We start from the raw sequence: 15,858 nt of genomic DNA on the forward strand, positions 1-15,858 counted from the left end.
TTGATTTTGCCGCGAACAAAATAAAAAAAGACGTTCCCGAAAGAACGTCTTTTCCTAAATTAGCGAGATTCTGCTGTTACAGAAACTGTTGCCCATGGATTGTGATCTGCATCATATGCCCATGTGAAATCTTTGACGCGATTAGATACTGGTAATACTTGGTTACGGTAAAGCGAAGGAATAACAAATGCTTCATCCGCAGCGTATTCTTGCCATGCATCAAATGCTTCTTTACGTTTTGCTTCATCAAATGATTCTTTAGAGTCGATTGCTTCTAATAGCTTCGTATTTTCATCAGATTCAAAACGAGTGTAGTTAAATGCTGAGTTTGGTCCATAAAGTCCGGTTGGTGAAGGATCTGAACCTGTTCCCCATGCACCTTGATACACATCGATTTCAGGATCATCATTTTTCAATTTATCATAGAATGCTTGGAAATCAATCAAACGACCAGTTGTGTATTTCACATCTAAGCCGATTTCATTCCATTGTTGGATGTAGTAATCAGCCAATGGTTGAGCTGTTTCGCCACCTGACATTGAAGCAAAATTGATGGTTAATTTTTCACCGTTTTTGTCTTCACGCATGCCGTCGCCGTCAACATCTTTGTAACCAGCATCGTCTAACAATTTGTTTGCTTTGTCGATATCTTGTGTGTAACCTTTAACTTCTGTATCGTGCAATGTTCCAAATACCGGTGGGATCAATGTTGTCGCATTTGAACGTAGGCCATTATAGAAACGGCTACCGACAGCATCATTATCTAGTGCGTAACCCATTGCTTGACGCAATGATTTGTCCGCCATTTTTGATTCAGGATTGTAGTTAACTTTTCCTTCTTTATCATCCCAAGTACCTAACTTAAATCCAATATACGTATAAGCTTGCTCAGGACGGCCCAAGATTTGGTAGCCATCTGCATCTTTGTAAGTTGGGTAAGTATCTGTTGGCATTGACAATGCTAAATCATATTGCTTCGCTTTTAAACCTTCTACGATTGAAGCTGCTGGAACTGCTTTAAATGACAATTTATCCATTTTAGGTTTGCCACCGTAGTAATACTCATTTGGTACGTATTCTACAGATTCACCGGCTACGATGTTTGACATTACGTAAGGTCCGAAAACGATTGGTGTTTTACGAACAGGATCACTTGATTCCATATCTTTGACTGCAATACCTTCAAACGCATGTTTTGGTAAAGCAGAAGACCAGATACCGCCGCCTGCTTGCATCATACCAGGGTGAACTTCTTTGTATTGAATTTTAACGACTTTGTCGCTTTCTTTTGTGATTCCTGAGATTGTGTCAGATTTGCCATCGTGGTAATCTTCCATCCCAACAATATTTGTAAAGTTGTTGTCATAACGGATTCCTGTGTAATCTTTGTTACCGATCACTTCATAGGAGAAAATCACGTCATCTGCTGTTACATCTTCGCCGTCTGACCATTTCAAATTGTCGCGTAATGTAATCGTTGCTGTGTTATTATCTTCATCTAATTTAAGATTTGCAGCCCCACCATCAACAATTCGAAAATCAGCATCTGTTAAGAATAAACTTTCATTACTTGGTTGCATGAACTGAGAATCATAATTGTCTTGATAAAATTCAGTTTGGAACAAACCTTGGAATTGTGTATCCATAACTACTGCGACGTCCAATGTACCGCCTTTGATTGCTTCTGCGTCATTTTTGACTTCAACCGGCATAGAGCTAATATCTTCTGTTTCAGTTGCTGAGTTGCTGCCGCCTGATGAATCTGTTCCGCCACTATTGCCGCCACAAGCTGCCAATGCTAAGACTGACAAAAGTGTGACCATACCAAAAATATTTTTCTTCATCCTGTATCCTCCTTGTTTTAACCTAGTCGTTGACGTGCATCGGCTGAACGCTTAAATGCCTGACCAACGTAGTTTATACTCAACATCAATACTAAAATCAATATTGACGCGGGTAACCATATCCATTGTCTGTTGACCAGCACATCACCGCTGCTGGCGTACCCAATCAATGTTCCCAAACTTGGAACATTCGTTGGCAGACCAAAGCCCAAGAACGTTAGAGTTGTTTCGATACCGATATTTGCTGCAAAGTTCATCGTCAAGTTGGTGATGATCAATGAGCTTAAGTTCGGCATGATTTCGCGAAACATGATCACAAAATCATTGGTCCCTAATGTTTTTGACGCACTCACATAATCTCGGCGCCCTTCAGAAAGGGTCTTACTGCGGAAGAGTCTCGCTTTTCCGACCCAATAAAAGGCACTCATGACCCAGATAAACGTCCAAACATTGTAGCGAGGTATGATCGAAACAATAACGATAATGATCAACATGATCGGTAAGATCATGACAAAATCGACGATACGCATCAAGATATTATCAATCAACCCGCCATAGTAACCTGAAATGATCCCCAAGCCAACTCCGACGATCGATGTAATGATCGTGATGGAAAACCCAATCAAAATCGAATTACGCGCTCCAATGATCAATTGTCCCCAAACATCACGGCCACCTTCATCCGCCCCTAATAGGTAGGTGCCGCCATTTGGTGAGACTGCTCCTGGTGCAGCATATTTATCTAGAATACTTACATGCATGACTTGGCTTTGATCAATGACTGCCGAGCCGATGAATACGAAAAGCAGTACTGCTACCAACAAGACCAACGAAAAAATAGCGATCTTGTCTTTTAAAAATTCACGAAAAATCATTTGTAATCCCATAGGTGGGATACTTTCTTGTTTTAACACTTTTTCTTTCTTTTCAGACACGTTTATCCCCTCCTACTGGATTCTGATTCTTGGATCAACAATACTCATAATGATGTCTGATAGCAATGTACCGATCAATGTCGCCAGACCTAATATCAAAGTCAACGAAGTGATCACGGCATAATCCCGCTGTACAATACTATCGATAAATAATTTTCCGACACCTGGGTAAGCAAAGATTTTTTCAATGACCACTGAACCAGCGATCAATGAAGTGATCTCATACCCCATTTGAGATGCGATCGGCAAGGATGCATTTCGGAACACGTGACGTGAGAAGACTTTACTAGTTGGCACCCCTTTCGAACGAGCAGTTCGCACGAAATCCAATGATTTGGAATCAATCACTTCACTCCGCAGATACTGGATCGTCACAGCGGTACCTAATAGCGCAGAAGTGATAGCCGGTAAGATCAGATGATACAGACGGCTCCAAAACTCAGCCATTCCCGTTACGCCTGGTGCTACAGACCCCCCAGTTGGGAACCAACCTAAACGATAACCAAAGATAAACAGTGCAATCAATGCAAAGATAAACAATGGTACCGCAAAACTAAAGAAGTTATACACGACAACGACTTTATCTAAAATCGAATTTTGGTAACGTCCAGCCAACATTCCTAAAGGAATCGCGATCACATACGTTAAGATAACTGTTAACAAAGATAGCCACAATGTGTTGCTGATCCGTCCTGAAAGTAATGTTGCTACTGGTAGTTTATAGATAAAACTTTGACCAAAATCTCCTTTAAGTGCATTTCCGATCCAACGGAAATATTGTGTATACCAAGGATCATTCAATCCGGCTGCTTCCCGCATCCGTTCAATAACTGCTGGATCTTGGTTCGGATTAATCAATCCTGTAAATGGATCCCCGGGCATTGCTTGTGCAATCAAGAAAATTAAGACACTCAAAATAATGACTTGCGGGATCATTAATATCAAACGACGTAGAATTGTTTTCCACATTATTCAGCACCCCCATTTTTCAAAGCGACTTGATGTGTTCCTGTGATGGTTCTAAGGTCATAAACACGACCTGTTTCATCATAGTAATCTTTTTGGTGAGTGACATATTCCAACTCTACCCGACGGCGGTTTTCTTTATGCGCCTCACGATTTTTCACATCAATTTGAGGAATAGCTGACAATAACCGCTTCGTATAAATATGACGCGGATCTTGATAAATATCTTGGCGTGTACCGATTTCAACAAAACGACCTTTATACATGATGGCGATATTGTCGCACATGTGTTTCACAACACCCAAGTCATGAGAGATGAATAAGAAACTTAAGCCAAACTCTTGTTGGATTCGTTTCATAAAGTTGAGCACCTGTGCCTGTACAGACAGGTCCAATGCAGAAACAGGTTCATCAGCAACGATCAATTTAGGGTTCGATGCCACTGCGCGGGCAACCCCCAAACGTTGTCTCTGTCCACCAGAGAATTCATGAGGGTATTTGTATAAAGCATCTTCTGGCATCCCAACGATATCCAAAAGCCGTTTCACCCGTTGTTTTTCTTCTTGGTCACTCAAACGTTCAAAATTCCGTAGCGGTTCAGCAATAATATCCACTACCCGCTTTTTAGGATTCAGACTTGACATAGAATCTTGAAAAATCATTTGAACATCCTTGTTGTAATTCATTTTTTTGCGGACAGAGCGCTTTGTGACATCTTGTCCTTCGTAAATGACTTCACCGCTGGTAATCTTTTCCAAGCCAACGATTGCTTTCCCTGTTGTTGATTTTCCAGAGCCTGATTCTCCTACCAGACCGTAAGTTTTTCCCTTTTCGATGATGAAATCCACACCGTCAACAGCATAGACATAGTCCGTTACGCGGTTGAAAAAACCGCTGCGAATCGGATAGTGGACTTTCAGATCTTTGATTGTGATTAATTCTGACATCTACACTTCTCCTTCTTCGTCTCTAAAATGAAAATGCTTATAGCAAGTACAGCGAACTAAATGATCTGGTGCAACTTCATGCAGGACAGGATTTTCTTCGTGGTCACTAGCTGGGATCCAAGGGATACGAGCAGCAAAACGGCAACCAGTTCTTGGCATGTTTTTCAATGAAGGAACGACGCCTTCAATCACGTGCAGTTCACTGTCTTGAGAATCTTCTTGTGGAATTGAGTTCAGCAAAGAGCGTGTATAAGGGTGTTTTGGATTTGCAAACAACTCTTCCGCTGTGGCAACTTCAACAAACTGACCGCCATACATAACGGCTACACGATCAGCCATTTCTGCCACTACACCTAAGTCATGGGTGATCAAAATGATTCCCGTTTGTGTTTCAGCCTGCAAATCTTTCAACAAATCTAGGATCTGTGCTTGGATGGTTACATCCAATGCAGTGGTTGGCTCATCAGCAATAACAATTGGCGGTTTGCATGCGATGGCAATGGCAATGATCACCCGTTGCCGCATCCCACCGGATAATTCGTGGGGATACTGGCGACCCACCCGTGCTGGATTTGGAATTCCTACTTGATCTAGTAATTCAAGGGCCCGGGCTTGTCTCTGTTCCGCATTCATATTTGTATGATAAGATAAACCTTCTTTGATTTGGTCTTCAATACGCATGAGTGGGTTCAAAGCGGACAATGGATCTTGGAAAATCATCCCAATGTCGTTCCCGCGAATTTTGTTGTAAAGTGTTTCATTTAAGTTTGACAAATTCAAGTCTTTGTATAAGATTTCACCGGTGATTTTGGTATTGTTTGGATCATGCAATCCCATAATCGTTGTAGCTAAGGTACTTTTTCCACATCCGGATTCGCCTACGATCGCTAAAATCTCATTGCGTTCCAACGTAAAAGAAACACCGTCTACAGCGTCATAGTAATCATCTTTAATACGAAAACCTGTATGTAGGTTTTGAACATCTAGTAATTGATTATCAGTTGACAATCGAATACCCCTCTCTTTTTTATAAGATGAAGTGCCCTCTAATGTAAAAAAGTAGGAATTATAAGTCAAATTCCAAATGCTTTCTTAACATCGTGTAATATTTTCTTAATAATTATATAGAATCACTCACTAGATTGCAAGTCTATAAATTTTTAAGATACTGAATTTTCAGAATACTTACATTTCATTTACATTTTTTCAGGATGGTGCAAAGAAAAGGCACTTTTTTTCGAGAAACGAATGGTTATTAAACAAATTCTGATAAAGAAAGAGCTGGGTCATCTATGACTCAGCTCCTGTATCTGTCTTAAGCAAGATGGCTTGAAATATAATCAACTGCTCCGCCGACTGTTTCAATCTGTTCGGCATCTTCATCAGAAATCTCCGTACCAAATTCATCTTCTAATTCTAAGACGAATTCCATCACACTGATTGAATCAGCATTTAAGTCGTCTTTAATACTCATTGTATCCGTTACTTTATCTGCATCGATCTCAAAATGGTTTGCGATCACTACTGCAACTTTCTTGAATACTTCTTCTCGCGTCAATTGCCTTCACCTCCACGCGTTCGCACAAAACATAGAATGGCTAACAAACATTGTACTGCTTACATGCAAATTTGTCTAGTCCTTTTTTGCATTTTCATTACAATGATTGCAGTCTCATTGCGTTGGCTCTTCATGCTTAGGTGTTTCTTCAAAATGAGCCACCAATTGAGGAACCACATCTGCCTGCAACATGGTATAGATTTGTTTGATGGTTGCTGCCACGGCATCTGGTCCAGTCGCTCCATGTGTTTTGATCACTGGTGCTTTCAGACCAAACAAGACAGCCCCTCCGTGTTTGGCATAATCCATCTCATTTTTTAAATTGCGCAAGGCATCTTTCAATAATAAAGCCCCTAATTTCCCTTTGGTTCCGGAATTCATGATGGATTGTTTCAATAACGACATCATATTCAATGCGGTTCCTTCAATGGATTTCAAGACGGCGTTCCCAGTGAATCCATCTGTGACCACAACATCCGCTGCACCGTTCAAAAGTTCCCTAGCTTCAACATTTCCGATAAAGTGAATCGATGATTCTTTGGTCAACAATTCAAACGCTTTTTTGGTTAACTCGCTGCCTTTGGTCTCTTCCGTCCCATTGTTTAGCAACCCTACTCGCGGTTGTTGAATGCCTCGGACTTTTTGAGCGTAAAAAGAACCTAACACAGCATATTGAACGAGATGTTCTGCTTTATTGTCAGCATTCGCTCCTAGATCCAGCATATCAAAGCCAGTTTCTTTCCCAAGTACAGGCATCGTCGACATTAAGCCAGGACGTTCGATTCCTTTGATACGACCTACGATAAACAAACCTGCAGCTAACAAAGCACCGGTATTTCCAGCAGAGAAAATGGCATCCGCTTGACCTTCTTTGACCGCTTGGGCTGCTAAGACCATCGATGCGTTCTTTTTGCGGCGGATCGCTTTAACAGGTTCATCATCACTGTTGATTTTTTCATCGGTATGAATGATTGTAAGCTGACTTTCGTCTGTCACATATTTTCTGATTTCATCTTCTTTTCCGTATAATAGAAATTCGATTTCTGGATATTCTTTTTTTGCTAACATGACGCCTTCAACGATCGCTTTTGGTGCGTTATCGCCACCCATGGCATCTACGGCAATTTTCATGACATACGCCACTCCCTTCATTTTTCCAAGTTAGTATACCATATTCTTTAATCAAAAAATTGATTGTCTCGTTTTTCTGCTGCTAAATAATCGGCTAGCGCTTGATACTCCGGTAAAATCTGCCATTGGTGCTTCTGCCAGATTTGAGTTGCTTCTACTTGTGCAACTTCAAGAATATGGGCATCGGCTACTAAATCGGCTGCGGCGAATTCAGGTAAACCTGATTGACGATTACCAAAGACTTCCCCGGGACCTCGCAATTGCAGATCTTTTTCACTGACGACAAAGCCATTGGTGGTTTCAGTCATGATTTTCATCCGCTCTATTCCGGTTTCATTTTTGGGATTTGCCACCAAAATACAGTAAGAAGCATCTGCACCACGGCCGACACGCCCCCGCAACTGGTGCAACTGAGCTAACCCAAAACGATCTGCATCAATAATCAACATGACTGTCGCATTGGGTACATTTACCCCTACTTCAATAACTGTCGTTGATACCAAGATCTGTAACTGGTTGTCCTTGAACTCTTCCATGATCTCGTCTTTTTCTATATTTTTCATTTTGCCGTGGAGAATGCCCACTTGGTAGTTAGGGGCAAAATAAGCCTGCAGCTGCTCGTAAATCTCCGTAGCATTCTTGACATCTAACATTTCTGATTCTTCAATCAGCGGACAGATCACATACATTTGATGTCCTTTCGCTAATTCCTGACGAGCCCAGTCCAGCACAGATTCCAATTGAGGTGGTCGTACCCAACGCGTTTCGACCGGAATCCGGCCAGCTGGCATCTCATCGATGATGGAAACATCCATCTCACCATAGGCCGTGATGGCCAAGGTTCGTGGTATCGGCGTCGCCGTCATGAACAAAACATCCGGCAAATATCCTTTTTCTCGCAATATTTTTCGCTGATTGACACCAAAGCGATGCTGCTCATCTGTGATGACTAAACCTAGACGGGCAAAATTGACCCCTTCTTGGATCAACGCATGCGTCCCTACGACAATATCGATCTCACCTGCAGCCAATTGCTCCAAGATCACTCGCCGTTCCTTTGTCTTGGTGGACCCTGTCAGCAGTGCCGTTGTCACTTCTAGCGGATCAAATAACTGGTTAAGGCTTTCCAAATGTTGTTGTGCCAGAATCTCAGTTGGTACCATTAACGCCCCTTGAAAGCCAGCTGTCATAGTGGCGTACAGTGCGATAGCAGCCACAACTGTTTTGCCGCTACCGACATCTCCTTGCAGCAGTCGCTGCATATGTTGCGGACTTTTGAGGTCATGACAGATCTCGTTGGTGACTCGCTTTTGAGCAGCAGTCAATTCGAAAGGCAGTGTCTGGGTGAAAGCTTTTAACCGCTGAACATCATAGTCAATGGCTAAGCCGTTCTTTTCAGCCTTTTCGGAAATTTTCAATCCTTGGATCTGCATTTGAAATAGGAAGAACTCTTCAAAGATGATTCGCCGCTTTGCTTGATGACTTTCTTGCGGATCTTTTGGAAAGTGCATAGCTCGCATAGCAGTCTGGCGATCCAATAACCGATATTTCTCCGTTAAAGTTAGAGGTAAGATTTCCTCGATCTGGTCTCCGTATGATTCAAATGCCTGCCTGATCAAGTCAACCAGCACGCTTTGCCGTACCGATTTGTTTACATGATAGATAGGAGCGAAATCACCTGGCTTCTTGCTGCCAAGAATCTTCATCCCAGCTAGTGATTTCCGTTTCGCATCCCATTTCCCGTAAACCGCGATTTCTTCAGACAAAACAACTTTATCTTTTAAATAGGGCTGATTAAAAAAGGAAACATTGAATACATCATGATCTTGCATCATTCGAAACTGCAGCCGACTCTTTTTGTAACCAAAACGATTTACAACAGCCGGGGAAACAACGATTCCTTTGATCGTGACTTTTTCTTGATCTTGTATCTCGTTCAATTGACGCTCTTGAATATCTTCGTAGCGAAAGGGGTAATATCGCAATAAATCTTCGATTGTCTGGATTCCAAGCGCTGCGAGATCTTTTGCTCGCTTTTCTCCGACACCAGACAAAACAGTGATTGGCTGATCAAGCATTTCTTCCCTCCTCAAAACTAGTTGTTTGCAGATTGCTTTCTTTATTTTACTCTTCTCTGTTTAAATTACGAAGAATTTGAATGAAAAAAGATGAGCAAAAACAGGCTGTTTCTCTATCAATCAAAAAAGAGACGGAAACAAAAATCGCCCTGCGACTTTTGCCCCGTCTGCTTTCAAGTTTTATTCAGCCGAGAAAAGATACGGATAAACAGGTTGATCTCCTTGATGGATCTCCACTTCGATCTCCGGATAGATTTCTGTCAATGCTGCTTCGATTTTTGCTGCTTCTTTTGCTTTTCCTTCTTCGCCGATAATAATCGTAACGATTTCTGTTTCATCTGAAATCATCTTCTGCAATGTATCCATGGAAGCAGAGAAACAATCGGGTACAGAAACCACGATTTTCCCATCAACCATTCCCAAGAAATCACCTTCTGTGATTTCAATTCCATCGATCGCTGTATTACGAATCGCGTGTGTCACCGAACCACTGACAACACTTGACAAGATTTCAGTCATCGCTTGTTGATTTTCCGCTAACGTTGCTTGTTCATTGAAGGCCAACATTGCTGTCATCCCTTGTGAAATCGTACGGGTCTCAACAACAGCGACTGGGATGTCCGATACTTCTGCTGCTTGTTGTGCAGCCATAAAGATATTCTTATTGTTTGGTAAGACGATAACCTGATCTGCGTTCACTTCATTGATAGCAGTCACGATGTCTTCCGTGCTTGGATTCATCGTTTGACCACCGCTGATCACATAGCCTGCACCTAAGCTGGTAAATAGTTTATTTAATCCATCACCGGCTGCGATAGCAATGATTGCATAAGGTGTACGCGGACGTTTCACTGCAGCAGAGGGTTGATCGTGCTCCAGAATTGTTTCATGCTGTACACGCATATTATCCACCTTGATCTTGATCAAAGAACCAAATTTTTGGCCATAGTTCATGACTTCACCTGGATGTTCTGTGTGTACATGGACTTTGATAATCTCATCGTCATTGACGACTAAAAGAGAATCTCCAAGTTCGTTTAGATAATTTCGGAATGTTTCATAATCAAACGTACTGTCCACTGTTGGTCCTTCACCAATTTTGACCATGATCTCTGTACAATAACCGAATTTGATGTCTTCTGTAGCCATTTGTCCTTGAACGCTGCGATGATGTTCGGCATTGACCATTTCATCCATTGCTGCTGGTGTTGGTTCATAGACCTCATTGGCTTGATATTCTCCAGTCAGTGCATTTAAGAACCCTTCATAAATGAACAATAATCCTTGGCCACCACTATCGACTACACCAACTTCTTTCAAGACTGGCAATAGATCTGGTGTTTTGGCTAGCGCACGTTTTGCTCCGTGAACGACTGCTTTCATGACTTCTACACAGTCATCACTAGTTTGTGCTTTTTTCTCACCGTATTCTGCAGCAATACGTGCTACTGTCAGAATCGTTCCTTCTACGGGTTTCATGACTGCTTTATAGGCGGTTTCGACCCCATGTGTAAAGGCTTGTGCCAATTCTGGCGCAGTTAATGTTTCGACCGTGGGGATCGCTTTAGCAAATCCACGGAACAATTGAGACAAAATGACGCCTGAGTTTCCTCGTGCGCCCATTAGTAGTCCTTTTGAAAGAGTTGTGGCAAGATCGCCCACTTTTTCTGAAGTGGCATCTGCTACTGCTTTAGCACCGCTTGTCATTGATAAATTCATATTCGTTCCTGTATCTCCATCAGGTACTGGAAATACATTCAATGAATTGACAAACTCTGCATTTACTTGTAGACGAGCCGCGCCTGCCTGCACCATCTCTTGAAACTGACCTGCGCTGATATTCGTTACCTTCACTGATAATCCTCCTTAAAATCATCCGCCGCAAGCGGATCACTTGCCTAATCTGGCAGTACACGTACACCTTGGACAAAAACATTCACTGAATTTGCTGAAACGCCTAGCATTGTTTCAAGATTATATTTCACTTTTTCTTGCACATTGCGGGAAACTTCAGAAATTTTTGTACCATAGCTAACGATCGTGTAGACATCCACTGCAATACCGTTTTCTTCTTGACGAACAACGACACCGCGAGAATAGTTTTCTTTGCGTAAAATTTCATTGATGTTGTCCTTGATCTGTTTCTTGCTGGCCATGCCCACAATACCAAACACATCTGTTGCTGCGCCACCGACAACTGTGGCGATGACCTCGTTGCTGATTTCAATAATACCTGATGAGGTTTTGATTTTTACAGCCATAATATAGCCTCCTTAAGCGGGATATTCCCATCTTTCTTCTCTCACATTTTATCATAGCTGCTAGTCAAATAAAAGGATGTGACTTATGAAAAGGGGCTTGGCATCAGATATTCTTGTATTCTGACCTTGTTTAATTTACAATGTTTACTGCTAAAAGTCAATCTTTCTTGAAAATTACCCTTGCATTTTCTAACTTTCTATGATAAATTCAGATGGTATGAGCTGAAATAGCGCTCCAACATCAAGGCAAAGGAGGAAATAACCACATGGCTAAAGTTTGTTACTTTACTGGACGTAAAACTACAAGTGGAAACAACCGTTCACACGCAATGAATGCGACAAAACGTACTGTGAAACCTAACTTGCAAAAAGTTCGCGTTATGATTGACGGAAAACCTAAAAAAGTTTGGGTGTCAACTCGTGCTTTGAAATCTGGAAAAGTTGAGCGCGTATAATCTTAACCACACATTTTCGGCCGTTCTTGCGAGCGGTCTTTTTTGTTGTCTTCCGTTTCATTCCTCCTTTCCTTTCTTATGTCCTTTGTTTTTTCTTTAAACAGCTAATGACATTGTTTTTTTAATCCTTTGAATTATGGTACACTAATAAAAAATTCATAAGGATTAGGTGACTATTCTTGGCTACTATCAAATCATTCATCAAACAACATTGGCCTTATATGACCGCCAGTTTTCTGCTGCCGTTACTGATTATGGCAGTCATTTATTTAACGATCGGAATCTATCCCGGCAGCAGCCGCAGTGTCTTAGCGAGCGATGCCTTTTCGCAATTTTCGAATTTCCATGCCAGTTTTCGTAATGTCTTATTAGGCAAGCAGAGTATCTTCTATACTTGGAATGCCTCTTTAGGGTTGAACTATCTTGCACTGATCTCTTACTATTTAGGTGGTCTTTTTACGCCGCTGGTTTTATTGTTTCCCAATCAATTGATGCCAGATACGCTCTATGTGCTGACACTTTTGAAAATCGGCAGCGCCGGACTCGCATTTTGGTTTTACGCGAGTCAAACATTTAAAATCCAACGGTGGCATCATGTTACGCTTGCTGTCTGCTATGCGTTGATGTCCTTTATCACTGCTCACTCCGAATTGATCATGTGGCTAGATGCACTTATTTACCTGCCATTAGTGATTCTAGGGATTGATCGGCTCTTGCAACAAAAAAAACCGACTCTTCTGTTTGTCAGTTACCTACTGTTATTTATCTCAAGTTTTTATATGGGATTCATGATCGGAGTGTTCTCCGTCTTGTATCTATTCGTGCAATTAGGTCGCGATTGGAAGCAAAACAAGAAAGCAATCATCCCTTACGGCATCACTTCTTTATTAGCCGGTGGGGCTTCCATGATCATCATTTTGCCTGCTGTACTTGATTTACGTTCAAATGGGGAAGAATTGTCCACTATCACGAAGTTCAAGACAGAAGCTACTGGTGTTTTCGATCTTGTAATGAAAAATATGATTGGCGTATATGATACAACTAAATACGGTTCGATCCCGTTTATTTATATTGGCCTACTGCCATTACTACTTTGTATTTTATACTTTGTTTCTAAGAGAATTCCTTTAAAAGATAAACTGCTATATGCTGGATTGTTTAGCATTTTGATCGCCAGTTTCTATATCGTTCCCTTGAATCTCTTCTGGCATGGGATGCATGCCCCAAACATGTTCTTGTTCCGCTATGCCTATTTGTTCTCCTTTCTAGTGATTCTTTTGGCTGGTTGTGGTTGGGAACAGCTGCAGCAAAAAGACCGAGGTCTGTTTGTGATTGTCGGACTATCTACGATTGCTCTCTTTGCACTTTCTTATGGACTGGGAGGAAACTCGTATGAATTCGTCACCACAGCCTCTTTTGCGTTAACGATTGTTTTCTTTGCCCTTTACTTGCTGTGTATCGGTTTCGGTCAACTTGGTATGCTAACTAAAAAGAAAGTGGCACTTCTCTTGTTGGTTTTCGTTTGCGGTGAAATGGCGATCAACACGAGTGGGATGGTTCGCGGAATCTTAAATGATTGGAATTACGCCTCTCGAAGTCTGTTCACTGATCCTTATCCTTCAATCAAGCAATTGGTGGATCAAGCCGATAAAGACAATGAGACCTTTTTCCGTTTGGAAAATCTGGATCCCGTTTCTTCCAATGACAGTATCAACTATGGTTACAGCGGTGTCAGCATGTTTTCTTCAATCCGCAACCGCAACTCCTCTAGTTACTTAGATAAATTAGGTTTTCGTTCAAGAGGAACGAATCTTAATATCCGTTATCCGAATAATACATTGCTAATGGATGCTTTCACCGGCATCAAATACAATATTAGCAAACAAAACTTAACAAAATACGGTTTTGAACGCGTAGGAGAAGCTGGAGACTACAAGCTTTATCAAAATAGCAACGCTCTTCCCCTTGCCATGTTAGCAGAGCCTTCGATCAATAAGATCCAACAGCCTGCCAACGACAATCTAACCAGCCAGAAGAATTTGATCAACGGTTTGGCAAACATTGAACAAAACTATTTTGATTTTCAACCGATCACTGTCATTCACAGCAAAAACACCGATATCACTGAAAATGGCATGTACACGACATTCCAAGAGCAAGAAAGCAATGTGGCGAAAGAGATTACTTGGCAAGTAGAAGTACCTGCTCATTCCCAAGCCTATCTTAGTCTGTATCCGGCAAACTTCGGTGAATTAGAGAGTTCTACAGCTACGATCACTGTGAACGGGGAACAGCGGGAAAGTCAAATTGGAATCAATGGTCAATATTATGATCTAGGCTACTATGATACGGCAACGACCGTGCAGTTTACGGCAAGTTTCTATGGCACTCAGTCAATTTCTTTCCAAAACCCACAGGTGGTGACATTAGACACTACCGCCTTTCAACGGGCAATCGATGCCATTCAAGAGAGAGGTGTTGCGATGACTGTCGGCAAACAAAATGCCGAAGCCGATATCACTACTGAGAAAGAACAGCAGCTTATCACTACGATTCCTTATGACAAGGGCTGGTCTGCCAAACTGGATGGCAAACCTATCGCTATTGACGCTTTCCAAGATGCGTTTATCAGTGTGAAGATCCCAAGCGGTACCCACCATCTTGAACTGACTTATTTACCGCAAGGTTTTGTGATCGGAGTCATTTTATTCTTTAGCTGCCTACTGCTCTTTATTTTGTTCCGCTATTTCTATCAAAGAAAAGTAGCAGCTGAGATAGAACACACACCCACAGACAAGCCAGGCAGATGAGAGCAATCGATACCTTCTTTATCTGCCACAATAGCAGTCAGCTGCGAAAAGAAGCGCCCCCCAACGGATCGATACGAATCGAACCTTAGGAGGCGCTTCTTTCTTTTAGTTCTCTTTTATTCATAGGCTACGCGAACCAAATACAACCCTTCCGGATGAGCAGTAGGTCCAGCGGCATTGCGGTCTTTTTGGGCAATAATGGCGGGAATGCTATCTGCTGGTAAGCGTCCATTACCGATCTTCAACAGGGTTCCGACCATGATGCGGATCATTTTATATAAGAAGCCATCGCCTCGAAAGGTAAAGAGTAGTTCGTCTCCGGCCTCATTCACTTCCATACTAGCTTGGTGAATCGTCCGGACTTTATCTTCTACGGAGCTGCCAGTGGCACAAAAACTGGTAAAATCATGCGTACCTAATAAATCGGGTAAAGCTTGCTGGATTTTCATTAGGTCCAACGGATACGGGTAATAGCTTGCGTAATATCTACGAAAAGGGCTTCGTGGTTTGCCGATATCTACGCGAAATTGATAGGTCTTCTCCCGCACAAGATAGCGGGCGTGAAAGTGTTCATCGACGATTTCCACCTGTTTCACAGCAATATCTTCCGGTGTTTGTGTATCAAGTCCAAAGCGCATTTTTTCTAATGGACGTTCGTCAAAGTCAAAATGAATCACTTGACCTAAAGCATGGACACCCGCATCGGTCCGTCCTGAACCGTGGATTTGGACTGCTTGTCCATTGTTCATGCGAGTCAATGTTTTTTCGATTTCTTCTTGTACTGTGCGTCCATTGGGTTGGCGCTGAAATCCTTGGAAATTGGTGCCATCGTAAGCAATCGTTGCTTTATAACGTACCATCTTCTCACCTGCT

The 15,858-nt window shown here is 42.0% G+C and carries 13 protein-coding genes; 2 read left to right on the forward strand and 11 right to left on the reverse strand.

The window, feature by feature from the left end; all coding sequences use genetic code 11:
* Positions 1 to 59 precede the first annotated feature (59 nt).
* The 10 genes from EGX73_RS03770 to EGX73_RS03815 form a co-directional block, all read right to left on the reverse strand.
* Positions 60 to 1,844, reverse strand: coding sequence for an oligopeptide ABC transporter substrate-binding protein (locus EGX73_RS03770; protein ID WP_003128056.1), 1,785 nt, complete (start codon positions 1,842 to 1,844; stop codon positions 60 to 62).
* Between the two features lie 17 nt (positions 1,845 to 1,861).
* Positions 1,862 to 2,779, reverse strand: coding sequence for an ABC transporter permease (locus tag EGX73_RS03775; RefSeq protein ID WP_003128055.1), 918 nt, complete (start codon positions 2,777 to 2,779; stop codon positions 1,862 to 1,864).
* A gap of 12 nt (positions 2,780 to 2,791) precedes the next feature.
* Positions 2,792 to 3,748 (reverse strand): oligopeptide ABC transporter permease, encoded by a 957-nt coding sequence (gene opp4B, locus EGX73_RS03780; RefSeq protein WP_005470040.1) that lies wholly within the window; start codon positions 3,746 to 3,748, stop codon positions 2,792 to 2,794.
* Positions 3,748 to 4,692 (reverse strand): ABC transporter ATP-binding protein, encoded by a 945-nt coding sequence (locus tag EGX73_RS03785; RefSeq protein WP_021150619.1) that lies wholly within the window; start codon positions 4,690 to 4,692, stop codon positions 3,748 to 3,750. The genes opp4B and EGX73_RS03785 overlap by 1 nt, the downstream gene beginning before the upstream one ends.
* A complete protein-coding gene (locus EGX73_RS03790) occupies positions 4,693 to 5,700 on the reverse strand; it encodes an ABC transporter ATP-binding protein (protein ID WP_003128052.1) in 1,008 nt (335 codons plus the stop codon).
* 307 nt (positions 5,701 to 6,007) lie between these two features.
* Positions 6,008 to 6,250, reverse strand: coding sequence for an acyl carrier protein (gene acpP, locus EGX73_RS03795; protein ID WP_003128051.1), 243 nt, complete (start codon positions 6,248 to 6,250; stop codon positions 6,008 to 6,010).
* A gap of 114 nt (positions 6,251 to 6,364) precedes the next feature.
* Positions 6,365 to 7,381, reverse strand: a complete 1,017-nt coding sequence (gene plsX, locus EGX73_RS03800; protein ID WP_003128049.1) for a phosphate acyltransferase PlsX — start codon at positions 7,379 to 7,381, stop codon at positions 6,365 to 6,367.
* Positions 7,382 to 7,428: 47 nt separating this feature from the next.
* On the reverse strand, positions 7,429 to 9,459 hold the full coding sequence (gene recG, locus EGX73_RS03805; protein WP_034705071.1) for an ATP-dependent DNA helicase RecG: 2,031 nt from the start codon (positions 9,457 to 9,459) through the stop codon (positions 7,429 to 7,431).
* Between the two features lie 180 nt (positions 9,460 to 9,639).
* The gene (locus tag EGX73_RS03810; protein ID WP_123866742.1) at positions 9,640 to 11,313 is read right to left on the reverse strand and encodes a DAK2 domain-containing protein; all 1,674 of its coding nucleotides are present in this window, start codon (positions 11,311 to 11,313) and stop codon (positions 9,640 to 9,642) included.
* Between the two features lie 44 nt (positions 11,314 to 11,357).
* Positions 11,358 to 11,720: an Asp23/Gls24 family envelope stress response protein gene (locus EGX73_RS03815; RefSeq protein ID WP_003128046.1), complete on the reverse strand. Its 363-nt coding sequence runs from the start codon at positions 11,718 to 11,720 to the stop codon at positions 11,358 to 11,360.
* A gap of 266 nt (positions 11,721 to 11,986) precedes the next feature.
* On the opposite strand from EGX73_RS03815, the gene rpmB reads away from it, so the two are divergent.
* On the forward strand, positions 11,987 to 12,175 hold the full coding sequence (gene rpmB / locus EGX73_RS03820; protein WP_003128045.1) for a 50S ribosomal protein L28: 189 nt from the start codon (positions 11,987 to 11,989) through the stop codon (positions 12,173 to 12,175).
* Positions 12,176 to 12,354: 179 nt separating this feature from the next.
* Complete coding sequence (locus tag EGX73_RS03825) at positions 12,355 to 14,985, forward strand: YfhO family protein (RefSeq protein ID WP_123866743.1); 2,631 nt, start codon at positions 12,355 to 12,357, stop codon at positions 14,983 to 14,985.
* 116 nt (positions 14,986 to 15,101) lie between these two features.
* On the opposite strand, the gene truA is transcribed toward EGX73_RS03825, so the two are convergent.
* Complete coding sequence (truA, locus tag EGX73_RS03830; RefSeq protein WP_003128043.1) at positions 15,102 to 15,845, reverse strand: tRNA pseudouridine(38-40) synthase TruA; 744 nt, start codon at positions 15,843 to 15,845, stop codon at positions 15,102 to 15,104.
* Positions 15,846 to 15,858: the final 13 nt, after the last annotated feature.

Origin of the sequence: Enterococcus sp. FDAARGOS_553, from assembly GCF_003812305.1 — a bacterium.
Taxonomy (GTDB): domain Bacteria; phylum Bacillota; class Bacilli; order Lactobacillales; family Enterococcaceae; genus Enterococcus_D; species Enterococcus_D gallinarum.

Excerpts from the sequence above, each read along its gene's own strand:
- opp4B (WP_005470040.1), bottom strand. The coding sequence starts at position 3,748 with ATGTGGAAAACAATTCTACGTCGTTTGATATTAATGATCCCGCAAGTC.
- recG (WP_034705071.1), bottom strand. The coding sequence starts at position 9,459 with ATGCTTGATCAGCCAATCACTGTTTTGTCTGGTGTCGGAGAAAAGCGA.
- rpmB (WP_003128045.1), top strand. The coding sequence starts at position 11,987 with ATGGCTAAAGTTTGTTACTTTACTGGACGTAAAACTACAAGTGGAAAC.
- EGX73_RS03785 (WP_021150619.1), bottom strand. The coding sequence starts at position 4,692 with ATGTCAGAATTAATCACAATCAAAGATCTGAAAGTCCACTATCCGATT.
- truA (WP_003128043.1), bottom strand. The coding sequence starts at position 15,845 with ATGGTACGTTATAAAGCAACGATTGCTTACGATGGCACCAATTTCCAA.
- EGX73_RS03815 (WP_003128046.1), bottom strand. The coding sequence starts at position 11,720 with ATGGCTGTAAAAATCAAAACCTCATCAGGTATTATTGAAATCAGCAAC.
- EGX73_RS03770 (WP_003128056.1), bottom strand. The coding sequence starts at position 1,844 with ATGAAGAAAAATATTTTTGGTATGGTCACACTTTTGTCAGTCTTAGCA.
- plsX (WP_003128049.1), bottom strand. The coding sequence starts at position 7,381 with ATGAAAATTGCCGTAGATGCCATGGGTGGCGATAACGCACCAAAAGCG.